Below are 23,387 nucleotides of genomic sequence, written 5' to 3'. Positions count from 1 at the left end.
AGTGATCCTTCACCACGTCATCGATGCCGTCGGCGGCGGCCTCGCCCCCGCGCCGAGCGACGGATCGGTTGGCTGAGGTGGGCGACCGGAGCCGGTGGGCGCCCCGTACACCGAGGATCGTGCTTGTCGGTCTGGCGGTCCTCGGCCTGGCGGGCGCGGTGTTCGCCGCGCGCCGGCCGCTCCTGATGGCCGCCCCGGCGTGCCGCGCCGGCCGGTGGCACGGCTGTTTCGACACCGAGAACGGCGTGCTGCTCATGATGCTCGTCGGGCTGCCGCTGGCCGCGCTGGTCGGGTGCGCCCTGGCGTCGGCCCGGCGGGCCGCCGGGCACGCCCCGGCGTGGCGGGTGTCGCTGGCCGAGGTGGGGATGGTCTACGGGACCGTGCCGTTCGTCTGGCTGACCATGATGCCCGGACCGGGCGCCGGCGTCGTTCCGGGCCGGCTGAGCCTGGTCCCGCTCCGGGATCTGGTCACCATGGGTCCGCTCGGGATCGGGGGCAACCTGCTGGTCTTCGCGGCGCTGGGGTTCTTCGCCCCGATCCGGTCCGCGGCGATGGCGTCCGTGCCGCGCCTCCTGGCGCTCGGTGCGGGCTGCTCGACCGTGGTCGAGATCCTCCAGTACGCGCTGCGGCTGGACCGGGTGTCGTCCGTGGACGACGTCCTGGTCAACGCCGCCGGCGCGGCGCTGTTCGGGCTGGCGTCGCGACGCTGGTGGCGTGTCGCGGCGCAGCCGCCATCGGAACGGCCCCGCCGGGCGTCGGTGGCGGCAGACTGAGTCGCATGCGCGTACTGATCGTGGAGGACGAGCCCTACCTGGCCGAAGCCGTCCGGGACGGTCTGCGCCTGGCGGCGATCGCCGCGGACGTCGCCGGTGACGGCGACTCCGCGCTGGAACTGCTCAGCGTCAACGCCTACGACCTGGCGGTGCTCGACCGCGACATCCCCGGCCCGTCCGGCGACGAGGTGGCCCGGCGCATCGTCGCCTCCGGCAGCGGCATCCCGATCCTGATGCTCACCGCCGCCGACCGGATCGACGACAAGGCCTCCGGGTTCGAGCTGGGCGCCGACGACTACCTCACCAAGCCGTTCGAGCTGCGGGAACTCGTCCTGCGGCTACGGGCGCTCGACCGTCGGCGCGCGTACGCCCGGCCGCCGGTGCGCCAGATCGCCGGCCTGCGGCTCGACCCGTTCCGGCGGGAGGTGTTCCGCGACGGGCGCTACGTCGCGCTCACCCGTAAGCAGTTCGCCGTGCTGGAAGTCCTCGTCGCCGCCGAAGGCGGGGTGGTGAGCGCCGAGGAGTTGCTGGAACGGGCCTGGGACGCCCACGCCGACCCGTTCACCAACGCGGTCCGCATCACCGTCTCCGCGCTGCGGAAACGGCTCGGCGAACCGTGGGTCATCGCCACCGTGCCCGGCGTCGGCTACCGCATCGGGACACCGGCGGCCGGGGACGGGCGTGGCTAGGACGCCGGGGCTGAGCGTTCGGGGCAAGCTCACCCTCAGCTACGCCGGGTTCCTCGTGCTCGCCGGCGTGCTGCTGCTCGCGGCGGTGTGGGTGTTCCTCCTGCGCTACGTCCCCGACCGGGCGATGCTCATCGACCCCGGCTCCACCGACACCCTCACCACCGGCGTCTTCCCGGTCCGGTCCAACCTCCTGCGCGTCTTCGCCCCGAGGGCGGCCGAGACCCTGGCGATCCTGCTGGCGTTCGGTCTCGTCGGAGGGTGGATCCTCGCCGGCCGGATGCTCGCGCCACTGACCCGGATCACGGACGCGGCCCGGACGGCCGGGACCGGGTCGCTGTCGCACCGGATCCGCATGACCGGCCGGCAGGACGAGTTCCGGGAGCTCTCCGACGCGTTCGACACGATGCTCGACCGGCTCGAGTCCCACGTCGCCGAGCAGCGGAGGTTCGCCGCGAACGCCTCGCACGAACTGCGTACCCCGCTGGCCATCTCGCGGACGCTCCTCGAGGTGGCCCGCGCCGACCCCGCCGGCGACCGGGACGAACTCATCGATCGCCTGCGCCAGGTCAACCGGCGGGCGATCGACCTCACCGAGGCGCTCCTGCTGCTCAGCCGCGGCGACGTCACCCGGGAACGCGTCGACCTCTCGCTCCTCGCCGAGGAGGCGGTCGAAACGCTGCTGCCCGTCGCCGAGGAGCGTCGGATCACCCTCGACGTCACCGGCGGGCCGGCCCCCGCCACCGGCTCCGCCGAACTTCTGGCGCGGGTGGTGACGAATCTCGTCCAGAACGCCATCGCGCACAACCTGCCCACCGGTGTGGTGCCGACCCTCACCGAGCCCTTCCAGCGGGGAACGGACCGCGCGCGGACCGGCGACCACGACGGTGTCGGCCTCGGCCTGGCCATCGTGCACCGCGTCGTCCGGACGCACCACGGGACGTTGGGCCTCGTACCCCGCCCCGGCGGGGGGCTGTCGGTCACGGTCCGGCTCCCCGCGGATGGCCGGAGAATTCCCCGCCCCGGCGACAACCCGGACCCTCGCTCGGGCGTATCGGTTACCTGAGGGTGGACGGGGCGGTCGTCGGCTTTCCGGGAAATGGCTGGACGGAGTGTGGCGCCGGCTCGTATCTTGCGGCTGGCCGTGACCGATCGAGGAGGTGAGACCCATGAACGTCGTATCGAAGTGGGTGCTCCCCCCTGTCGTCACGGTCGGGCGACTGACGTAGGTGTCGCCGGGAGCGCCTCGCCCACCGGGCTCTCCCGAAAGGCAACACCATGCACCCTCTGAAGTCCCCCGCGTTCGATGTGGTCATCGCCGGATGCGGACCGACCGGCGCGATGCTGGCCGCCGAACTCCGGCTGCACGGTGTGCGGGTCCTCGTCCTGGATCCGGAAACCGAGCCGGTGTCCTTCGCCCGCATAGTCGGCCTGCACGTCCGCAGTATCGAGCTGATGGCGATGCGTGGGCTGCTGGAGCGCATTCGCGCACACGCACGACAGCGTCCGGCCGGTGGCTTCTTCGCCGCCATCGACAAACCAGCGCCCCGCGGCCTGGACTCCGCGCACGCCTACCTGCTGGGCATCCCGCAGCCGGTCATCGTCCGCCTGCTCGAAGAACACGCGATCGACCTGGGCGCGCGGGTCCGACGCGGTGGTGCGGTGACCGGTTTCGAGCAGGACGACGACGGCGTGACCGTCGAGTTGGCCGGCGGGGAGCGACTGCGTACGCGCTATCTCGTCGGCTGCGACGGCGGGCGCAGCACGGTGCGCAAACGGCTCGGCGTCGGCTTCCCCGGCGAACCCGCGCGGACCGAGACGCTGATGGGCGAGATGCGGGTGGGCGTACCGCCCGAGGAGATCGCCGCCAGGATGGCGGACCTGGGCCGGACCCATCGGTCGTTCTGGCTCAGGCCGGTGGGCGACGGGGTCTACAGCGTCGTGGTCCCGGCCGCGGGCGTCAGTGATCGCGCTCAGCCGCCCGTGCTGGAGGACTTCAGCAGGCAACTGCGCGCCATCGTCGGGACCGATTTCGGCGTGCACTCCCCGCGCTGGCTGTCCCGCTTCGGCGATGCCAGCCGGCTGGCCGAACGGTATCGGGTCGGGCGGGTGCTGCTGGCCGGCGACGCGGCACACATCCACCCACCCATCGGTGGCCAGGGCCTCAACCTGGGCGTGCAGGACGCGGTGAACCTCGGCTGGAAGCTTGCCGCACAGGTCCGCGGCTGGGCGCCGGCGACGCTGCTGGACACCTACCATGCCGAGCGCCATCCGGTCGCCGGCGCCGTGCTGGACACCATCCACGCCCAGACGGAGCTGTCGTCCACCGAACCCGGCCCGCAGGCCCTACGCCGACTGCTCACCGAACTGATGGACATCGACGAGGTGAACCGCCTGCTGACCGAGAAGATCGTCGGTATCACCGTCCGATACGACGTCGGCGAAGGCCCCGACCTGCTGGGTCGCCGGCTGCGGGACATCGACGTGAAACCGGGCCGCCTCTACGACCTGATGCACCGCGGTCGTGGCCTGCTGCTGGACCGCACCGAACGCCTCACCGTCGGCGGCTGGTCGGACCGGGTCGACCTCCTCCCGGATCCCACCGCGGCGCTTGACGTTCCGGCCGTCCTGCTCCGCCCCGACGGCCACGTCGCGTGGATCGGCGACGATCAGCAGGAGCTGGACGCGCACCTCACCCGCTGGTTCGGCGAACCCGCGGCCTGACGCCACGGGACGCCGGCGTCACCACTGCGGTGACGCCGGCGTCGCCCGGCGGTTACGGCGTGACCACCCGGCCGCCGAAGGTGACGACGAGGCGTCCGTCGGAGGCGAAGGACCAACCCAGGGCACCGGAGTACGCGGAGCAACGGGATCCGTTGGTGCCGGACCAGAACTGGTTCGAGCTGTCGGAGTTGCCGACGATCCGGTCGTTCGAGCCGCTGTTGCAGGACGTGTTGTTCCGGAACACCGAGGAGCCGCCGTCGAAGTTGAAGTTCCGCTCGGTGTTGCCGACGCTGGCGTTGTTCGACACCGTCATCGAGCCGACGTTGCGGTTGTACGTGAACCCGTGCTGTCCGTTGTGGTAGGCGATGTTGCCCCGGACGACGTGGTTCACCCCGATGTCCTCGCCGCCGAGCTTGAACCCGTTGCGGTCGCCGTTGCCGGCCTGACCGCCGTTGCTCAGGGTGCCGTTGTCGTAGGCGAGGGAGGACTCGATGGTCACCGCGCCGATGGCGCCGGTGTCGCTCTTGGTGTAGAGGTCGTAGCCGTCGTCGATGTTGTTGTGGGACACGGTGTAGCGGAAGACGTTGCCGGGGCCGACGGTGAGCTTCGGGGCGAAGCCGTCGGCGTCCTCACCGTCGGAGTCGACGTTGTCGTGCGACTCGGTGCTGACGATGAGGTTGTTGGCGGGCCACTGGTCGCGTGGGGCGTTGGCGACCAGTCGGGAGAGTTGGAGCCCCGAGTCCCGGTTGTGGCGCGTGACCACACGCTCGATGATGTTGTTGTTACCGGCGAGCAGGATGCCGTTGTCCCCGGCCCGCTCGACGACGATGCCGCGGATGTGCCAGTACGATCCGCCCACCTGGAGGCCGCGGTTCGCCGGGTCCTCGCTCTGGGCCGAGAAGTTCAGGATCGGGGTCTCGCCCGGGTAGGCGAAGATGTTCTTACGCGCGCTCGACGTGCCGTTGTTGCCCTGGCCGATGGTGATGGTCTGCGAGTAGCGGTAGGTGCCGCCGCGCAGGTAGATGGTGCCGCCGGCGGCGATCCGGGTGATCGCGGAGGCGAGCGTCGTCGGGTTCGCCTGCGTGCCGGCCGCGCCGTCGGTGCCGGTCGGCGCCACGTACAGCGAGTTGCCCGACGGCGGGGGCGTGGTCGGCGGCGGGGTGGTCGGTCCGGTGGTCGGCGGCGGGGTGGTCGGCGGCGGGGTCGCGCCCGAGGCGTACGTCTCGAACTCGGCGACCCGCGGCGTGCCGGTCGAGCTGGTGATCTCAAAGTTGATCTTGCGGAGTGCGGTCGCGGTGAAGGTGATGACGCCCGCGCCGGTGCCGCTGGTCAGGGTGGCGCCGGTGTCGTTGTTCACGACCCGCCAGGACCCGATGGCCCCGACGGCGCCGGCCGCCTCCCGGATGTTGATCGAGGAAACCGTGGTGGCGGAACCCCACTTCACCGAGACGCGGCCGGTCGCGCCGGACGGCGACCACCAACTGTTCATGTCGCCGTCGATCGCGTTGCCGTAACTGGTGCCGCCGGCCTTGCTGGAACCGTCGGCGCCGGCACCGAGGCTGAGGTTTGTTGCATTTGCAGAGACCAATGCATTACTCGATTTGCCGAACGCTCCGGATGCCTGGGACATCGGCAGCGCCGCGGCGATGACGGCCAGGGCGGCTACGGTGGTGCCGCCGGCTAGAAGCTTGCGTCGCACTACAGATCGCACGGTTTCTCCTCACAGGAGTAGGCACGGTGCGGGACTGTCTCCACAGCCCGCCACCGCGTGTGGTTTCGCGTGCGCGCACTCGGCCGACCAAGGACCGAAACATCGATGAAACACAGGCTAAGAAAGCGCTTACCGGCGAAGCAAGACCTGGGACGTGCAGGTTTGTTGCAACGAGGTGCGCCCCGCTTCTCGGGGCATCGACGCCAACCGGTCCCGGCACCGAGCGCCGACGGCTGGCCCGAGGTCACCGCCGCAGGGTCTCGTCGGGTGGCTTCCCGTACTCGTCGTGGTACTGCCAGCCCAACTCCTCCCGGGGCACGTCGACGCGGATCCGGCGCAGGTAGGCGCTCGGGGTGGTGTCGAGGTGACGGCGGAACGCGAGCTGGAGAGCCCGCACGCTGACCCCGGCGGCCCGGGCGACGTCGACGACGCCGAGATCGACGTGCGGGGAACGCGAGGTCCGCCGCGCAGCGCACCACGCTCAGGCTGATCCCGTCGCTCTCCACCCGGTCGATGCTGATCAGCGGGGTCCCCTGTGCCGGCGGGTCCATCACCAGGTGCGCGCCGTACGTCCGGCTGACGAAATCCCGCACCTCGGCCGGCTCGGAGGAGGTGAAGCTGACTCGGCGCGGGGAAGAATTCGGGTCGGCCACTGGTGCCGTCATGAACTGCTCCTTCGCCGAGAGCGCTGGTCTGTCATTTCCTGCAAAGCAGTGATTCAGACGCGAAGGCGAAGAATTCTCGACGAGGCGAACGAGACCACCCCGCATCCAGCCGATGCGGGCAACACCGTGGGCGAATGCCTACGGCTCGGGCAACCGGTGCTGGCGGCCGGCCGAGTCAGCGTAATCGACAGACGGCGGAATATCCGCGATCGCCACTGTGGAAGCGGCGACTTTCTCGTCCCGGACTTTCCGCACGGGCACGACCTGACGGATCCCGTCCCGCATCGCCGAGACGGTCAGCTCGTCACACGCCTCGGGGCCGCCGTCGCGCATCTCCCATGGGCATAGCCCTTTGGGCAGCTTGTGGGCCTGATTCGTCCGAACCTATGTTCGGTGCGTCACCGCGAGCCGCGAGCCCAAAATGGGGGTGGGTCTCATGCCCGTACGTCCGACTGCCGGTGCATCGGCGGTGACGCCGTCGTGAGCACCACGGAAGCACCGACCCCGGTCGTCTGGGACGGCCCGGCTCGGATCCGCCGCCTCGCCGGCACGATCGCGCTCGGCGAGACGGCCGGCGTGCTGGTGCCGGTGATGGTGATCGCGCTGATGGCCCGGATCAGCGTCGAGGCGATGTACGTGCGCTCCCTCTACGTACCGCTGGCGCTGCTCTTCGCCGCCCTCCAGGTGGGTTTCGACGTGAGCAACCAGGTCTCCGCCTCGGTGAGCCGCGGCGCGGGCCGGCCGGGGGACGTCCTTCCGGTGGCCGCCAGCATGGCCCGCGTCGGCGCGGCCGTCTGGGGCACCGTCAGCCTCGCGCTGATCGTGGCGGCGCCGTGGCTGGCGACGCTGCTGAACGTCCCGGACGCGTCCGTGGGGGATTTCGTCGCCTTCACCCGCTGGGCCTGCCTGGCCAACCTGATCTTCTTCCCGACGGTGCTGCTCTCGTCGAGCCTGCGCGGCTACGGCCGGCCGGGCTCCGCGGCGGCCGTGGTGCTGACCGGCGCGACCCTGGAGGTCGGCGGCGTCGCGGTCCTGGGCTTCGGCACCGACCTCGGGGTGTACGCGCTTCCGGTCGCGATCGCGGTCGGCGGCGTGGCCGCGCTCGCCGTCGGCCTGGTGCAGGTGTACCGCTGCGGGCTCTGGACGGCGAGCGGGCCGCTGACCTGGCGTCCGGAGGCGATCGGGCGGCTGACCGGCACCGGGCTGCCGGTCACGGTGTCGTTCGTGGTGATGGCCGTCGCGAACGCGGGCCTGCTCTGGGCGCTCAGCCCGTTCGGGCCGGACGTGGTGTCCGGATACTCGGCGGCCGGCGCCCTGCAGAATCTGCTCATCGTGCCCGCCTCGGCGCTCGGTTCGGCGACCGCGATCGTGCTCAATCAGTCGCGGGGGGCGGGTCGGCCCGGGGACGGGCCGGCCACGCTCGCTGCCGGGCTGCGCCTGACCGCCGCGGTGTACGCGGTGCTCGCCGCCGCGATCTGGTTGTGCCGGGAGCCGTTGGCCGCGGTGCTGGCCGGTGACCCGACGGTGTCGGCGGAGACCGGGCGGTTCCTGGCGATCGTCGGCCTGACCTACTTCGGCCTGGGCTTGAACGTGATGACGCTGCTCCTGCTCGAACAGGTCGGCGGGGGCCTGATCGCGCTGCTGCTGAACGTGCCCTATTTCGGGGGCATGGTGGTGGTCGGCAGCGCGCTGGCCCGGACCCAACAGGATCCGTCGGCCCTGTACTGGACGATCGCGGTGCTCAACGCCTGCGGCATGTTCGTCGTCCCGCTGTTGACGTGGCGACACGTCCGCCGGATCAGCCGGGTGGACGCCCGGTGAGCCGTCCCGAGTGGCGGCCGGAGGACGTACGCCTCAGCGTGACGATCATGCATCATCCGGCGCGGGACGTCGTCCTGGACACCCTCGTCGAGGCGTGCCGCCCGCTGTCCGCGCGCATCGTGCCGGACCCGGCACCCGACGCCGCACGCAGCCCGTTGCGGACCGCGAAGGTCGCCTGGGCCTCGATCGCCGAGGGCGCCACGCACCACCTGGTGCTCCAGGACGACGCCCGGGTCTGCGACGACTTCGCCGCGCGCGTGGTCGCCGCGATCGCGCACCGCCCGGCACACGGCATCGCCCTCTACACCGACTGGAGCAGCCCGCAGAACAGCTTCCTGTCCCGCCTGGCCGCGGTCGTCGGATCGCCGTGGGCGCCGCTGTCCCCGATGGAGTGGACCCCGGCGCTGGCGTTCCTGCTGCCGGCCGGCGTGGCCGCGGACCTGGCCGACTATCTGCGGCCGATCCCGGACGAGGTCACCGACGACGACCAGATGATCGCCAGATACTGCCGGGAGCGCGGCGTGCCGCTGCTGACGACCGTGCCCCACCTGGTCGACAACCGTGGGCTGCCGACCCTGATCGCCGGGCACGGCGGCCGGCACCACGCCACCGTGTGGGCGCCGCCGGTGCCGTCCGCCACGCACTGGGCGCTCGACCCCCGGATCGAGACGGCACTGGCCCTGGGTTCCCGCTACCGGTCCCACGACGAGTACGTCGTGCAGGTCAAGGACTCCCGCTGCCTGATCCGACTGCTCCGCCCGCACACGGGTGAGCCCGCCGGCAACGAGTTCTGCTGGTACTGGGAGGACTGGTGCGACCTGATCGGGGTCAGCGCCGAGCAGGTGACGAACGCGCTGGCCGCGTACCTGGACCACCGGCCGGGACCGCAGCCGTCGGCGCGGGCCGCGCTGGAGATCTGGGCTGCCGGATACCTGCTCGGGCTGGAGGCCGCGGCGGTACGCCGTGACCTGCCCGTCCCACTCGATCCCGCCCACCCGGCCCGGATCCGTGCGGCCGTGTCGTCCTGGGTGGACTCCGGCCTGACCGGCGCGGACGGTACGGCCCTCGGCGCCGCCGGCCGCACGGCGCTCATCGACCTCGGCGCGGCGGCGGTCGCCCTCGGCCTGCACGGCCGGAGCCCCGGCACCTTCGTCACGGCCGGCGTTCCGGCCGGCGCCCGTGGAGAGGACTTCCGACATGACCACGCTTGCCACGACTCCTGACCCGGCCCTGGGCACCCTTGTCGAACGGATGGCGCGCCGCGAGGTCGCGGCGCACTTCCTCATCCCGGCCGATCAGCCGCCGGGGGTGATCCGCCCGCCCGCACCGCCGATGGCGGTCCGGGTGATGGCCTGCCCGGACTGCGGCGCCGACGCGGCCACGTTCCGGTCCGCGGGCATCGCGCTGCCCTTCGCGGAGTGGCGGATCGTCACGGCGGACGACCCCGACACCGGCGGCCTGCCCACGCTGGCCGTGCTCGGCTGCGAGTGGTTCGCGCCGCGGGCGATGCTGCCGGTGGCGATCGCGATCGAGCGGTTCGGCCCGGTATCGGCGACCGGCTTCCGCAGCCGCGCGGTGGCGGCCACCGAGCTGCGGGGCCTGCCGTTCGACGCCGTGCTGGCCGCCCTCGACGCGCAGGAGAGCTGGGCCGACGCCGTGTCCGCCGGCAGCGACCTGCCGGTCGGGCCGGCGCGGACCGTGCCGGCTGCCAGCCGGCTGGTCAGCCCGGCGACCACCTGGGCCGCCTACCGCGCCTCGGTCACCGCCCGGTTCCTCGGCCCGCACGCGTCCGACGTGGCGCTGGGCCGGTGGAACGAGCTCTACCTGGAGAACCGCCGGGACGCGGCGGTCCGGACACTGGATGGCTACGCATCGTGTCCGGCCTGACCGCCGACGTGCGCTGGCAGCCGGCGCACTTCACCGGCTCCCGGGCGCTCACCGAGCACCTGACCTGGGGGCAGGTGCTCGTGGAACGCGACATCCGCCGGATGCCGCCGGGCACCGCCTACAACGTCACGGTGCCGGTGCTGATCCCTGCGGGAGTGGACCTGGCCATGGTGTGCGCCGCGGTGGGTGCGCTGGCGGGTCGCTTCGAGGCACTGCGCACGCGGTTCCCGCGACGGGACGGCCGGCTGGTCCAGGAGGTGCTCGACCGCGGCAGCATCCCGGTCGGGGTCTTCTCCGGCACCGGTCCGGCCGAGCAGTTCGCGGCGACCGCCCGGGACCTGGACGAGCAGCTCGAGGCGACACCGTTCGATCACGATCGGGAACTGCCGATGCGCGTTCTGGTCTACGTGCACGCGGGTGTGCCCCGGGCTCTGGTGCTCTGCATCTCCCACCTGGCGGCCGACCTGCAGAGCAGCCGTCTGGCGGCACGGGTGCTGGCGGAGATGCTCGCCTGCCGGGCGGCGGGGCGCCCCGATCCGGCGGCTCCGGAACTGGTTCATCCCGCCGACCTCGCCGCCTTCGAGCGTTCCCCCCGGGGCCGGAAGGTCAGCGCCGCCGCCGTGGCCCACCTGCGCCGGCAGTTGGACGCGGTGCCGCTCGACAACTTCGCCGGGATCCGGCCGGTGGACCCGGCCGAACCCCGGTTCTGGCGCGGTGTCCTGGACTCGCCGGTCTCGGCGCCGATGCTGGGGGCGCTCGCCGAGCGGTACCGCACCAGCACCGCCACGGTCGCGCTCGCGGTGACCGCGGCCCTGCTGGGTGTGGTCGCCGAGACCGACAGGTGCGGGCTGCTGCTGGTCACCGGCAACCGCACCACCGCGCCGCTGCGGGCCTCGGTCGGCACGCTGACCCAGCACATGCCGGCCGTCGTCGACCTGACCGGGCCGGCCTTCTCCGACCTGGTCCGGCACTGCTGGATCACGGCCGTGCGGTCGTTCCGGCATGGCCGCTTCGACCCGGTCGACGGGTGGGCGGCGCTGGCCGAAGTGAGCCGGGAACGCGGCGCCGAGCCGGAGATCCGATGCTTCTTCAACGACATGCGCGGCGCGCCGGAGACACCGCCCGCCGCCGTGTCGCTCGACCCCGACGAGGTGCGGCGGGCCCTGGCCGAGCCGAGCTTCCGGTGGACCGAGCGCCGGCCGGCCGGGTCCTCGTTCTTCATGGAGGTCGGTGACGTGCTCGACGCGCCGGGGCACCTGCGCTGGACGTTGCTCGCGGACACCACTCTGCTGCCCCCGGACCTCATCCGTGCCGTCCTGGTCGGAGTGGATCGGACGCTGCTGCGGCTGCTCGACACGGATCTCCTCCTCTCCGAGGTCGGCGAGGCCGCCGGTCTGCACCGCGGCGTGGTGGCCCCGCACTGAACGAACCGATCAACCGGGGCGGGGCAGCAGGGGCTGCCCCGCCCCGGTCTTTCAGCCCTGGGCGGTGGCCGTCAGCTCCGGCTGCACGTCACCGGCGGCCGGGGCGGAGGGGACCGGCGGCCGGCCACCCAGGAAGCGGGGCGCCCACCACGCGGCGCGTCCGAGAATCGCCATCGTCGCCGGAACCAGCAGCATCCGGACGATCACCGCGTCGATCAGGACGGCCAGCACCAGGCCCAGGCCGACCTCCTTGATCGGGGCGAAGCCCCCGGTCATGAACCCGGCGAAGGTGACCGCGAGGAGCAGGGCAGCCGCGGTCACGATGCCGCCGCTGCGCTGCAGGCCCTCCCGGACGGCCTGGTCCGGGGCCGCGCCGGCGAACCGGCGCTCGCGGATCCGGGACAGGACGAAGACCTCGTAGTCGGTGGAGAGACCGAACGCGATCGCCGCGACCACCACCGGCACGGTCAGGTCGATGCCGTCGAGCCGCTCACCGCCGAGCAGGCCGACCAGGTGGCCCTCCTGGAACACCCAGACCACCAGACCGAGCGCGGCGACCAGGCTCAGCAGGTTGGTGAGCACGGCCTTCAGCGGGATCAGCACCGATCGGGTGAAGGCCAGCAGCAGGATGAAGGTGGCAAGCAGCACGATGCCGCCGGCGATCGGGAGGCGGTCGCGCAGCTCCTGCTGATAGTCGCTGAGGCGGGCCGCGTCCCCGGTGACCTGCACCGTGAAGGGGGCGTTCAGGGCGCGGATGTCGCGTACCGCCCGGATGGTGTCCGGGTCGCTCGTCGGGTTCTTCGGGGTCGCCTGCAGGACGGCCAACCCGCCGCCGCTGCGCCCCGGATACACCCCGGACACGCCGGGTACCGCGGCGACCCGCTGCCGGAACTCGGCCAGGTCGGGGTCGTCGGCCGAGGTCCGGGCGACGATCGTGATCGCGCTCGGACCGGCGAGCGCCGGGAAGTGCTCCCGCAGTTCCTCGGTGAGCTGGCGGGTGGCGCTGTCGGCCGGCAGCGACTTGGGGTTGCTGGTGTCCAGCCTCAGGTTGGTCACCGACAGTCCGGCCACGATCAGGCCGGCGAGCACCACCAGCAGGGTCAGCACCGGCATCTTCTGCACCCCACGGGCGACCGCGGCGAAGGACCGGCCGCGCTCCTTCCGCGCCCGGACCGGCTTGATCCTGTTACGCAGCAACTGGAGCAGCGCGGGAAGCAGGGTGATCGCGGCGAGCATGTCGATAAGCACCACGGCGGCGCCGGCCACGCCGATCGACCGCAGGAACGGATCGGCGAAGACCACCAGGCTGGCCAGGCTGACCGCGATGGTCAGACCGGAGAAGACGATGGTACGGCCGGCGCGTTCGGAGGCCCGCACGAGCGCCTCCGCCGCGTCCTCGGTGAGCGCCCGTTCCTCCCGGAACCGGCTGACCATCAGCAGCGCGTAGTCGACGCCGAGACCGATGGCGAGCATCGTGGTGACCTGGATCGAGTAGATCGACACGTCGGTGAAGAAGCTCATCACCAGCAGCGTGGTGAAGGTGCCGCCGACGCCTACCAGCGCGATCAGCAGCGGCAGCCCGGCGGCGATCAGCGACATGAAGACCAACAGCAGCAGGAGCAGCAGCAACGGCGCGGAGATGATCTCGGCTCGCCGGGTGTCCGAGGTGGCCTGGTCGTTGAACTCGCGGTCGGTGAGCGGCCCACCGGCGACCACCGCGGTCGTCCCGTCGATCCCGGTCAACTGGTTGCGCACCTTGTCGGCCAGCAGGTCGCCCTGGTGTGCCAGTTCCACGTTCACCACGACCGCCGCGCCGTCGGTGGCGACCGGGGCCCCGGGGGCGAACGGGTCGTTCACCGCGAGCACGCCGTCGGTGGCGCGCAGCTCGGTGAGCGCCGTGGAGACCTTGGTGCGGAAGGCGGGGTCGGTGGCCGAGCCGCCGGAGATGACCGCGTTGATCACGGGTGGCGCGAGCTTGGCGTCACCGAGCGCCTTGGCGCCCTGCTGCGACTCACTGCCGGCGATGGCACCCACCGTGGTCGTCATCCGGGCGAAGACGCCGTTGCCGACCGTGAACCCGGCCGCGGCGATCACCAGCCAGATGACGAGCACGACGGCGGGGCGCCGGCGAGCGAAACGCGTAACGACACGGATCATCACACAGCTCCTCAGGACATAAAAATCGATGTGATCTCATCCTGAAGAAGCGAGCGCCCCAGCAGATCGCCGCCGAGAGCGAAATCTGGACTCACCCGTGCGAGGGAGAGCGTTCAGTCGAGATCCTCACCGGGACTGATCAGGCCGGCCTCGTAGGAGAAGACCACCGCCTGCACCCGGTCCCGCAGGCCCAGCTTGGCCAGCACGTTGCTGACATGGGTCTTGACGGTGTGGTCGCTCACCGTCAGTCGGGCGGCGATCTCGGCGTTGGAGAGCCCACGGGCGACCAGGGACAAAGTCTCCCGCTCCCGGCCGGTCAACTCGTCCAACCGGGCCGGCGGGCGGATCGCGCCCCGGGGCCGACGCAGCAGGTCGGCGATCACCCGCCGGGTCACCGTCGGGGCGAGCAGCGCCTCCCCCTTGGCGATCACCCGGACCGCCTCGACCAGCTCCGCCCGGCGCATGGTCTTGAGGAGGAAGCCGTTCGCGCCGGCCCGCAGCGCGTCGTGCACGTGTTCGTCGACGTCGAACGTGGTGAGGATGAGCACCCGGGCGTCCGTGGTGGCGCAGATCCGGCGGGTGGCCTCGATGCCGTCGATCGGGCCCTCCATCCGGATGTCCATGACCACCACGTCCGGCTTCTTCTCGGCCACCACCCGCAGGGCCTCCAGGCCGTCCGCCGCCTCGCCCACCACGGTCAGATCCGGCTCCGCGTCCAGGATCATGGCGAAGCCGCCCCGAACCAGGTCCTGGTCGTCGACGACCACGATGCGCACCATGGGGCGCCACTCCTCGATACGTAGCAACTCACTCGGCGGGCAGGACGGCGCTCACCGTGAAGCCGCCGCCGTCGGGACCCGCTCCGACGGACAGCTCACCGCCACAGGCGGTGACCCGCTCCCGCATGCCCATCATTCCGTATCCGCCACCGACGTCCACCGCGCCGACACCGTCGTCGGTGACCGTGACCCGGATGTCGCGCGGACCGAACTCGATCAGCACGTCCACCATCGACGCCCGCGCGTGCCGGATGGTGTTGGTCAGCGCCTCCTGCACCACCCGGAAGATCGTGGCGTCCACGTCGGCGGGCAGTGGCCGCTGCTGCCCGCGCCAGCGCAGCGCCGCCTCCAGGCCGCCCTGACGCACCTCGCCGAGCAGCTGCGGCACGTCGCCCACCCCGCGCACCGGGGCCGGCGGCTCCTCGCCCTCCGCCGAACGCAGCGCGGCCAACGATCGCCGGAGCTGGGCGATCGCGGACCGGCCGCTCTCGGCGATCACCTCGAAGGTCTTCTCCACCCGGGCCGGGTCGGTGCGGGCCACCACCGGCCCGGCCTCCGCCTGGACCACCATGATCGCGACCGTGTGCGCGACGATGTCGTGCACCTCGCGGGCGATCCGGTTGCGGTCGCGGGCGGCGGCGGTGGCTCGTTCCTCCTCCTGGCGGGCCGCCCGTTCCTCGAGCACCGCGATCCGGTCGCCGCGACCCCGGGAGGCGATCCCCATGCTGTACGCCGCCACGTACGCCATCCCCACGTATCCGAAGGTGGCGGCGCTCTCGCCGGGCACCACGAGCGAGACCACCACGCCGACGGCCTGCACCCCGATCGCGATCTGCCGCCAGGGCGACGGGCTCAGCAAGGCGAACGTGTACGTCGCGACGAGCGGCCCGAAGGGCAGCGGCGGCAGTTGGTGCGACAGCCCGAGGACGCTGATCGCCAGGCCCACGGTCACCGTGGTGAGCAGCGGAGCCCGCCGACGCCAGATCAGCGGCAGCGAGGCTCCGGCGGCCACCAGGATGTGCCAGACCTTCCCGTCCTGCGAGAACGTCACCGGCAGGGCGGTGCCGACGAACACCGCCAATGCGATCAACCCGTCCAGCCAGAGCGTGGCGTTGCGGGGCAGCCGCGTGGGCCAGGCCCGCGATCGGACGGTGGCCGGAAGGGACATGGACAACGGCACGATCGGCTCCTCAACGCACGGCGGTCCCCAGTATGCGGCCCCGGAACCGTCCGGCCGGGACCCACGCGAGGTGGGCCCTCGTCGATGTCCTGTTCAGGACATCGAGGTGGAGACCGGAACGAGCGGATCGGTTGAATGGAGTTCAGTCGAAGAGAGAAGGAGGCACCACGTGGGCGCAGTCCGCGTCGCCATCGCCGGGGTCGGCAACTGTGCCGCGTCGCTGGTGCAAGGCGTTGAGTACTACCGGGACGCGAGGGTCACCGACACCGTTCCCGGCCTCATGCACGTCGCCTTCGGCGGCTATCACGTCGGCGACATCGAGTTCGTCGCGGCCTTCGACGTGGACGCCAAGAAGGTGGGCCGGGACCTCTCCGAGGCCATCGTCGCGAGCGGCAACAACACCATCAAGATCTGCGACGTCCCGCCGTCCGGGGTCGTCGTGCGGCGCGGCCCGACGTTCGACGGTCTCGGTGACTACTACCGGGAGATGATCGAGGAGTCCGACGAGCAGGCCGTCGACGTGGTGCGTACCCTGCGCGAGTCCGGGGCCGACGTCCTCGTGTCATACCTGCCGGTGGGATCGGAGGACGCCGACCGGTTCTACGCACAGTGTGCGCTGGAGGCGGGGGTGGGGTTCGTCAACGCGCTGCCGGTGTTCATCGCCTCGGACCCGGCGTGGGCGGCCCGGTTCACCGACGCCGGCGTGCCGATCATCGGCGACGACATCAAGTCGCAGGTGGGCGCCACCATCACCCACCGGGTGCTGGCGAAGCTCTTCGAGGATCGCGGGGTCCGGCTGGAGCGCACCTACCAGCTCAACTTCGGCGGCAACATGGACTTCATGAACATGCTGGAGCGTAAGCGCCTGGCGTCGAAGAAGCTGTCCAAGACCCGGGCCGTCACCTCGCAGGTGCCCCGCGAGATGGCCGCCGGCGACGTGCACATCGGCCCCAGCGACTACGTGCCGTTCCTGGAGGACCGCAAGTACGCGCTGGTGCGCCTGGAGGGGCGGGCGTTCGGCGACGTGCCCCTGCAATTGGAGTACAAGCTCGAGGTCTGGGACTCCCCCAACTCCGCCGGCGTGATCATCGACGCGGTCCGGGCGGCCAAGATCGCCCTGGACCGGGGGGTCGGCGGGCCGATCCTCTCCGCCTCCTCGTACTTCATGAAGTCGCCGCCCGAGCAGTACGACGACGCCGCCGCCCGGGACGCCGTGGAGCGCTTCATCCGCGGCGAGGTCGAACGCTGACCGTCGGACGATGACGGGGGAGCCGGACGTCCGGCTCCCCCGTCGTCGTCCGTCACGGCTTCCGTCGGAGATCGCGGCGGAACTCGCGGCGGTGGCAGCGTGCCGGATCCGTGCCGGCCAGTGCCACGGCAGCGCGGAAGAGTCCGTGGTCGGGCAGGTCCCGGAGGAAGTAGGCGCCGGGCAGCCGGTTGGACGGGTCGCGGACCACCGCCCCGCCCGCCGCGCCGGGGACCGGCAGCCGCAGCCCGAGCGCCAGGCGCGCGCCGGCGGCCTTGACGCACGCCTCCTTGCGGGTCCACAGCCGCAGGTACGCCGCGTAGGCCGCGGTGCCCGCCGCCGCCACCCGGGCGGCCTCCGCGGGGGTGAAGAAACGTGCGGCCATCCGCCGCGGATCCAGCCCCGGCCGGGGATGGTCGAGGTCCACACCGACCTCCCGGCCGGCGACCGCGATCAACGCCCGATCCCCGGCGTGCGCCAGGCTGAAGTGCAGCGACCGGCCCGGCAGGTACGGCCGCCCGCGCGGGTTGCGGCGCAGCGGCAGCGCGGTGGGGCGCAGGTCCAGCCGGTCGGCGAGGATCGCGTTCAACGCGGCGTGCGCCACCACGAAGCGGCGGCGTCCGTCCGGGTCGCCGACGGCGGCGGCCCGCCGCAGCTCGGCCGCGCTGAGCCAGTGGGCGGCGTCGACGTCCCGGTCCAGGTGTACGGTCCAGACGTCGACGCCGCCCGGGTCAGTCACGGCCGAGTTTGCCCTGTATGAGGCCCTGGAAGGTGTTGAGTCGCTGGATGTTGCCGGTGCCTTCCATGAATTCCACCCCCCGGGCGTCGCGGATCAGCTTGTCCAGCATCGGCTGAGTCAGCCGCGCGCCCGGGCCGAAGTAGTCGAGCGCCTCAAGCGTCACCTCCTCGGCGAGTCGGGCCGCCCGGGCCTTCGCCGCCGACGCCAGGTGGCCGTTCGCCGGCTGGGCGTCCACGATCGAGGCCGCCTGCCAGATGAGCTGTCGTACGCCGTCGATCCGCCGGCCGGTGCGTTCCCAACGCAGCCGATCGGCCTTGGACAGCGAACCACGCTGCTCGATGACGTAGTCGTGCGCGGACCGGGCGATGCCCAGGGCGATCGCCGCCACGCCCGGTCGGAGCCGGTTGAACATCTGCACGCCGCTCCACACCCCGCGCCGGGTGGGACTGAGGTGGTGCCCGAGCACCCGACCGGCCGGGACCGGCACGCCGTCGAGTGTGATCGCGCTGAGCTGGGCGCCGCGCAGGCCGATCGTCGGGATCGGCTCGGCCTTGAAGCCGGGCGCGTCGGTCTCGACGAGCACCGCGGTGGCGCCGAGCGGGCCGGGCCGGTCCCGGGCGAAGACGACGCCGACCTGGGCCCGGGCGCCGTTGCCGATGTAGCGCTTGGCACCCCGCAGGAGCAGGCCCCCGTCGCCGTCCGGGTCGAGCGTCGTGCCCATCGCCGCCGCGTCCGAGCCGTGGTCGGGTTCGGTGAGCGCGAAGAAGGTCCAGGTCGGCGCGGCCAGTAGCCGGCCGTAGAACCACTCCTTCTGGTCCTGGTCGGCGAGCAGGTCGATGAGCACCCCGGACAGCGAGGCGCCGGGGGACGCGAGCATCATGCCGGCGTCACCGGCGGCGATCTCCTCGGCGAACACCACTCGCTCCATCGCGGTCATGCCGTCGAACCGGTGTCCGCCGATGAGCGTCCGGTCCGGCAGCCACGGCGCCGGGATGAGCATGGTGGACAGGTGCCGTACCGCCGGGTTGTCCAGGCACCGGTACACGGTGTCCGGGTCACGGTCCAGCTCCAACGCCGTCGAGCGCAGGTCGCGCGCCCAGTCCCGGGCGTGCGCCCGGGCGGTGCCGAGCCGGTCGTCGAGTTCGATCACGCCGTCCACCCCTCTCCACCGATCCAGGCGTCGGCCAGCAACTCCGACGCGTTCACCGCCAGGCCCGGGCCGTCCGCGACGAACCCGCTGGCCCCGAGCAGGCGCAGCAGCATCCGGTCGGCGGTGGTGATCTGCCGGTGCAGGGCGGCCAGGGATCCGGCCGGTGGCGGCGTACCGGTCAGCCGGACCTTGATCTCGATCTGCTCGGTGACGACGTCCGCCAGCGCGCCCTTGATCATCTGTTGCAGCAACAGCGGGGTGTCCCCGGCGCGGCGGTCGCCGAGGTGGGCGACGGTGAGGTCGAGCAGTGCCTCGGACAGCCCGAGCCGGAGCCCGGCCAGCGCGGCCATCCACTCCGGCCAGGGCGCCGGGGCGCCGGCCGGGTCGGCGGCGCCCCGGTAGCGGACGGCCGCCAGCCGGCCGTCCGCTGTCTCGACCGTGCCGAGCCGCTCGACGGCGGCCGGGTCCAGGGCGGCGACCGTGTCCCCGGTCCAGACCCGGCCGGCGTCGCGCAGCGTCGGCTCGGGCAGCACGCAGCACCCGGTCGGGCCGCACGGCAGGACCCCGCCCGCAAGCGTGTCGTGCATCGTGGTGAGCGTGGCGGTGAGCCCGCCGGTCCGGGCGCTGCGCCGGGCCTGGTCGGCGATCACGACCGGGTCTCCGGGTCCGAGCCGGCGAAGACCGCCGCGCAGAGAGTGCCCGACACCGGGTCGTGGTCCGCCACCGCGATCGGCCCGGCGGTGCCCGCCCGGTGCCTGGCGAACTCGGCCCAGACACCTGCCGCGCCCAGGTCCGGCGCCCGGACCACCGGACGGCCCGGGCCGGCGGTCAGGCCGGGACCGGCGATCACGACGGCGTCCGCCGGCACCAGCTCGTCGAGCAGCGTCCCGACCGCCGTGGGCGCGACGTCCGGACGCTGGTGCACGGTCGCCCCGTCCGAGCCGGCCGGTTCGAGCAGCACGGCCACCCCGGCGTCGTGTCCGGGCACCGGATAGCGGGCCCCGACCACCTCGTACGACATCGTCGTCTGCTCCAGGACCAGCAGCAACGCCCGGCAGCCCGGGAAGTCGCCGGAGTAGGTCCCGAGCAGCCGCAGGGCGGTGAACGCCGCCACCGGTCCCTGGTCGGACACCGCGAAGGCGAGGGGATCGCCGTGCACGAGCTCGCTCAGATAGCAGGCGGTGACCCGGCGCGGGTCGGCGTCCGGGGTGGAGTGCGCGATGGCGATCAGGTCCACCGGCACCGCCAGGTCGAGATCACGCACCAGGCGGTCCGCCATGTCGGTGAACGAGTTCCGGCCGGCCGCCGCGTGCCGGTCCCGGTCGAACCGGCGGCCGTACAGCTCGGTCATGTCCGAGAGGTATTCCTCGAGCAGCGGATCGCCCCGGTACGGCTCCGGGTCGGGGCCGAACCGGCGGGCGATCACCTGAGTCGGCCGGAGCCGACCCGTACGGGTCGACGGGGCCGGAGCGATGGACAGGAACATCGGCGTCAGGCCAGGCCCTGCTCGAGGATGTAGTCGGCGAGGCTGCCGACCGATTCGAAGTGGTGCTGCTCCAGCGTGTCCGAGTCGATCACGACGTCCAGCCGGTCCTCGATGTGCATCAGCAGCTCGAGAACGTTCGTGGAGTCCAGGCCCAGCTCGTCCATCAGCCGGGTCTGCTCGGTCACCTGGACCGAGTCGCGGTTCAGCACCGCGACAACGGCGTCGATCACGTGGTCGACGACCGCGGCGCGGTCGACGGTGGCCTCCGAAGCCATGGTCATGGCGGTCCTCCTGTGTGTGCCGGTCGGGATGGGTCGTCAGTCGAGGATCTGCGGTCCGAGCAGGTCCTCGACGGTGTCGCGGCGGCGGACCAGGCGGGCCCGGCCGCCGTCCACGAGCACCTCGGCCGGGTGGCCGTGGCTGAGGAAGAGCACAGGTGAGGCGCTCGGGCCGTACGCGCCGGAGCGCAGCACGCCGACCAGGTCGCCCGGCCGCAGCTCGGGCAGTTCCACGTTGCGGCCGACGGTGTCGTTCGGCGTGCACAGCGGGCCGGTGACGTTCCACGGGGCGGCGTCCGTGCCGGCCCGGTTGAGCAGCCGCATCGGGAAGTTGCGCTTGACGTAGGAGCCGATGCCGACGGCCGCCATGTGGTGGTTGGTGCCGCCGTCGGTGACCGCGAAACGCTCCCCCATGGAACTCTTCACGTACCGCACCCGGGTGACGTACGTGCCGCACGGCGCGGTCAGGTAACGGCCCAGCTCCAGCAGCAGCCGGGCCCCGGGGTGCGCGGCCTGGAACGCCTCGACCACCGGGTTGAGCAGGCCGGCGACCGCGGCCGGGTCGAGGTCCGGTTCGCCGGGGAAGTAGGCCACGCCGAGGCCACCGCCCACGTCGACCGCCTCCAGGACGAAGTCCAGCCGCTCGGCGAGCCGCTCGGCCAGGTCGATGATCCGGCGGGCGTTCTCGGCGACCACCTCGGGATCGAGGATGCGGGTGCCCAGGTAGGCGTGCACGCCCAGGACGCGTACCCCGGGATGGTTCTTGACCAGGTCGACCTCGTCGAAGAGCTGCTGCTCGTCGATCCCGAACTGGCGCGGCTTGCCGCCCATGGTGAGGCCGGAGCCCTTGACCGCGAAGCTCGGGTTGACCCGCAGCATCACCGGGGCGATGACGCCCCGTTCCCGGGCCAGCTCGTCGATCAGCGCCAGCTCCCCGAACGACTCGCAGACAAGCGCGAAGACGCCTTCGGACAGGCACGCCTCAAGTTCGGCGCGGCTCTTGCCGGGGCCCAGGAAGATGATGTCGCCCGGGGCCACCCCGGCGGCGAGCGCGGTGCGCAGCTCCACCATGGACGACACCTCCGCCCGGGCGCCCTGCGCGCCGAGCAGGGCGCAGACGGCCACGTTCGGGTTGGCCTTGAGCGAATAGAAGATCTCCATCGCCGGGTGCAGCCGCTCGCGCAACCCCAGGTACTGCCCACGCAGGCTGTCCCCGTCGTACACGTAGAGGGGCGTGCCGAACCGCTCGGCCAGTTCGGACATCGCAACGCCCTGGATCGCCACTTCTCCGGTCACCGTCGTGTTCCTTCCGCCACGGCCGCCAGGCGGCCCGCGATCTCCCCGTCCATCGCCATCAACTCGTCGGTCGTCGGCGCGGTCAGGAAGCCGTACAGGCGGCCGTCGGCGGCCCCCGTGCCTTCCCGCACCAGGGCGTTCACCGTCGAGAAGTTCTGCACCACCATTCCGGCCCGGCCGGCGTCGCCCAGCAGCCACGGCCCGAGCCCGTCACGGACCTCGCCGAAGCGGAGCGGCCGGGCCAGGCGCAGCGGATACTGCCGGGCCAGCGCGCACCAGCCCGCCGGCACCAGGTGTTCCTGGAGCCCGACCTGATAGGTGGACATGTTGTGCCGCGCGTTGATCTCCACGACCGGGTAGACGCCGCCCTCCGGGTCGAGCATCGCGTCCACCCCGACCACGCCGTGGTAGCCGTCGCGGGCGAGCCGGGCGCCGAGCGCCGCGGCGCTGTGCGTCACGGCCGCGAGCTGCCGCGCGGTCAGCCCCGCCGGCATCCGGTGCCCCTTGTGTACGCCGTTGGCGGTGACCGCCTCCTTGACGAAGTCGAAGTGCACCCCGCCGTCGCGGAACACGGTGAACTGGTAGTTGAGGTCGGTGGTCTTGGCGACCCACTCCTCGACCAGCAGCGCCAGCCGGTGGTCGCCGGAACGGTCGGCCCGGCGACGCAGCGTCCGGTGGATCTGGTCCAGGCGCGCCTCGTCCCGGATCAGCAGCAGGCCCTTGCCGGACACCCCGTACGAGTCCTTGAGCACCACCGGCCGCCCGGCCGCGAGCAGAGCCCGCGCGTGTTCCACCGCCTCGTCCAGTTCCTCGATGGTCTCGCAGGTCCAGCCCGCGGACTGGCGCAGCCCCAGCTCGGTGGCGATCCGCCGGCTGTAGATCTTGCCGTTGACGGCCTTGCAGACGGCCGCCGGCGACCCGGCCAGCGCCACCCCGGTACGCGCGGCGAGCGCCTCCTCGTCCGCGGAGACGCCGTGCGGGACGATCGCCGCCGCCCCGGCCAGGGCGGACAGCCGGGTCAGCAGGGCCGGGCTGTCCAGCGCGTCCTGGGTCACCGTGTGGTGCGGGTCCTGCCGGTCGGTGACCAGCAGATGCGGCAGGGCGGCCCCGAGTTTCTCCAGGTGGGCCAGGTGCTCCGGGTCCGGCTGGTCCTTGAGAACCACGTGGTCGTCCGGACCGGCCAGCAGCAGGGCGAACTCGTCCATCCGGTTCACCATCGCGTCACCCGCGGTCAGCGCGACCCGGGGCAGGCCCGGCTCGTCACCGCCCCACCGCTGCTCGACCTCGAAGTTGCCGAGGAACACCAGGGGGGTCCGGTCGGTGCCCAGCAGCGCCGTCCGCAGCCGTCTGACGAAAGGTTCCTGTGTCGTCGTCATAGCGTCCTA

The 23,387-nt window shown here is 72.3% G+C and carries 21 protein-coding genes; 9 read left to right on the top strand and 12 right to left on the bottom strand.

All coding sequences use genetic code 11. The annotated features are described in order from the left end of the window. The first annotated feature begins 119 nt into the window (after positions 1-119). The 4 genes from O7602_RS30700 to O7602_RS30685 all read left to right on the top strand — a co-directional run bounded on the left by O7602_RS30700 (position 120) and on the right by O7602_RS30685 (position 4,183). Complete coding sequence (locus O7602_RS30700; RefSeq protein WP_281586095.1) at positions 120-773, top strand: VanZ family protein; 654 nt, start codon at positions 120-122, stop codon at positions 771-773. Between the two features lie 5 nt (positions 774-778). Further along, entirely contained in the window at positions 779-1,462 is a 684-nt protein-coding gene (locus O7602_RS30695) for a response regulator transcription factor (protein WP_281586094.1), read from the top strand. After that, entirely contained in the window at positions 1,455-2,525 is a 1,071-nt protein-coding gene (locus O7602_RS30690) for a HAMP domain-containing sensor histidine kinase (protein WP_281586092.1), read from the top strand. Before O7602_RS30695 ends, O7602_RS30690 begins: the two co-directional genes overlap by 8 nt. Before the next feature lie 212 nt (positions 2,526-2,737). Further along, entirely contained in the window at positions 2,738-4,183 is a 1,446-nt protein-coding gene (locus tag O7602_RS30685) for an FAD-dependent monooxygenase (protein WP_281586090.1), read from the top strand. 52 nt (positions 4,184-4,235) lie between these two features. Here O7602_RS30685 and O7602_RS30680 read toward each other — a convergent pair whose 3' ends face one another. Beyond that, positions 4,236-5,894, bottom strand: coding sequence for a cellulose-binding protein (locus O7602_RS30680; RefSeq protein WP_281586089.1), 1,659 nt, complete (start codon positions 5,892-5,894; stop codon positions 4,236-4,238). Positions 5,895-6,138: 244 nt separating this feature from the next. Beyond that, complete coding sequence (locus O7602_RS30675; protein ID WP_281586087.1) at positions 6,139-6,291, bottom strand: hypothetical protein; 153 nt, start codon at positions 6,289-6,291, stop codon at positions 6,139-6,141. Positions 6,292-7,039: 748 nt separating this feature from the next. On the opposite strand from O7602_RS30675, the gene O7602_RS30670 reads away from it, so the two are divergent. Genes O7602_RS30670 through O7602_RS30655 form a run of 4 tightly spaced genes read left to right on the top strand, consistent with a single transcriptional unit; the run spans position 7,040 to position 11,691 of the window. Further along, a complete protein-coding gene (locus tag O7602_RS30670; RefSeq protein WP_281586086.1) occupies positions 7,040-8,380 on the top strand; it encodes an MATE family efflux transporter in 1,341 nt (446 codons plus the stop codon). Then, positions 8,377-9,603 carry a hypothetical protein gene (locus O7602_RS30665; RefSeq protein WP_281586085.1) on the top strand — a complete coding sequence of 409 codons (1,227 nt, stop codon included), beginning with the start codon at positions 8,377-8,379 and terminating at the stop codon, positions 9,601-9,603. Before O7602_RS30670 ends, O7602_RS30665 begins: the two co-directional genes overlap by 4 nt. Beyond that, positions 9,578-10,267, top strand: a complete 690-nt coding sequence (locus O7602_RS30660; protein ID WP_281586083.1) for a hypothetical protein — start codon at positions 9,578-9,580, stop codon at positions 10,265-10,267. Before O7602_RS30665 ends, O7602_RS30660 begins: the two co-directional genes overlap by 26 nt. Further along, the gene (locus O7602_RS30655; RefSeq protein WP_281586082.1) at positions 10,255-11,691 is read left to right on the top strand and encodes a hypothetical protein; all 1,437 of its coding nucleotides are present in this window, start codon (positions 10,255-10,257) and stop codon (positions 11,689-11,691) included. Before O7602_RS30660 ends, O7602_RS30655 begins: the two co-directional genes overlap by 13 nt. 51 nt (positions 11,692-11,742) lie before the next feature. Here the strand turns inward: O7602_RS30655 and O7602_RS30650 are convergent, their stop codons facing one another. From O7602_RS30650 to O7602_RS30640, 3 genes are all read right to left on the bottom strand, one after another. Beyond that, complete coding sequence (locus O7602_RS30650) at positions 11,743-13,848, bottom strand: MMPL family transporter (RefSeq protein WP_281586080.1); 2,106 nt, start codon at positions 13,846-13,848, stop codon at positions 11,743-11,745. Positions 13,849-13,961: 113 nt separating this feature from the next. Beyond that, positions 13,962-14,627, bottom strand: a complete 666-nt coding sequence (locus tag O7602_RS30645; protein ID WP_281586078.1) for a response regulator transcription factor — start codon at positions 14,625-14,627, stop codon at positions 13,962-13,964. Between the two features lie 28 nt (positions 14,628-14,655). Beyond that, a complete protein-coding gene (locus O7602_RS30640; protein WP_281586076.1) occupies positions 14,656-15,807 on the bottom strand; it encodes a histidine kinase in 1,152 nt (383 codons plus the stop codon). Positions 15,808-15,976: 169 nt separating this feature from the next. Here O7602_RS30640 and O7602_RS30635 point away from each other — a divergent pair, with 169 nt between their 5' ends. Then, a complete protein-coding gene (locus O7602_RS30635) occupies positions 15,977-17,056 on the top strand; it encodes an inositol-3-phosphate synthase (RefSeq protein ID WP_281586074.1) in 1,080 nt (359 codons plus the stop codon). A 52-nt stretch (positions 17,057-17,108) separates the two neighbouring features. Here O7602_RS30635 and O7602_RS30630 read toward each other — a convergent pair whose 3' ends face one another. From O7602_RS30630 to O7602_RS30600, 7 genes are read right to left on the bottom strand one after another with little or no spacing between them, the layout of a single operon-like run. Further along, the gene (locus tag O7602_RS30630) at positions 17,109-17,792 is read right to left on the bottom strand and encodes a 4'-phosphopantetheinyl transferase superfamily protein (RefSeq protein WP_281586072.1); all 684 of its coding nucleotides are present in this window, start codon (positions 17,790-17,792) and stop codon (positions 17,109-17,111) included. Then, the gene (locus O7602_RS30625) at positions 17,785-18,942 is read right to left on the bottom strand and encodes an acyl-CoA dehydrogenase family protein (RefSeq protein ID WP_281586070.1); all 1,158 of its coding nucleotides are present in this window, start codon (positions 18,940-18,942) and stop codon (positions 17,785-17,787) included. Before O7602_RS30625 ends, O7602_RS30630 begins: the two co-directional genes overlap by 8 nt. Continuing rightward, complete coding sequence (locus O7602_RS30620; RefSeq protein ID WP_281586069.1) at positions 18,939-19,592, bottom strand: hypothetical protein; 654 nt, start codon at positions 19,590-19,592, stop codon at positions 18,939-18,941. The genes O7602_RS30625 and O7602_RS30620 overlap by 4 nt, the downstream gene beginning before the upstream one ends. Beyond that, complete coding sequence (locus tag O7602_RS30615) at positions 19,589-20,428, bottom strand: hypothetical protein (protein WP_281586067.1); 840 nt, start codon at positions 20,426-20,428, stop codon at positions 19,589-19,591. The genes O7602_RS30620 and O7602_RS30615 overlap by 4 nt, the downstream gene beginning before the upstream one ends. Positions 20,429-20,433: 5 nt before the next feature. Next, complete coding sequence (locus tag O7602_RS30610) at positions 20,434-20,709, bottom strand: acyl carrier protein (protein WP_281586066.1); 276 nt, start codon at positions 20,707-20,709, stop codon at positions 20,434-20,436. A 36-nt stretch (positions 20,710-20,745) separates the two neighbouring features. Beyond that, entirely contained in the window at positions 20,746-22,002 is a 1,257-nt protein-coding gene (lysA, locus tag O7602_RS30605; RefSeq protein ID WP_281586065.1) for a diaminopimelate decarboxylase, read from the bottom strand. After that, entirely contained in the window at positions 21,999-23,378 is a 1,380-nt protein-coding gene (locus O7602_RS30600) for an ATP-grasp domain-containing protein (RefSeq protein WP_281586063.1), read from the bottom strand. The genes lysA and O7602_RS30600 overlap by 4 nt, the downstream gene beginning before the upstream one ends. Between the last annotated feature and the right edge of the window lie 9 nt (positions 23,379-23,387).

It is taken from the genome of Micromonospora sp. WMMD1128, from assembly GCF_027497235.1.
GTDB lineage: Bacteria > Actinomycetota > Actinomycetes > Mycobacteriales > Micromonosporaceae > Micromonospora.
Note: the sequence above shows the minus strand (reverse complement) of the source record. Positions and strands in the feature narration are given on the sequence as shown.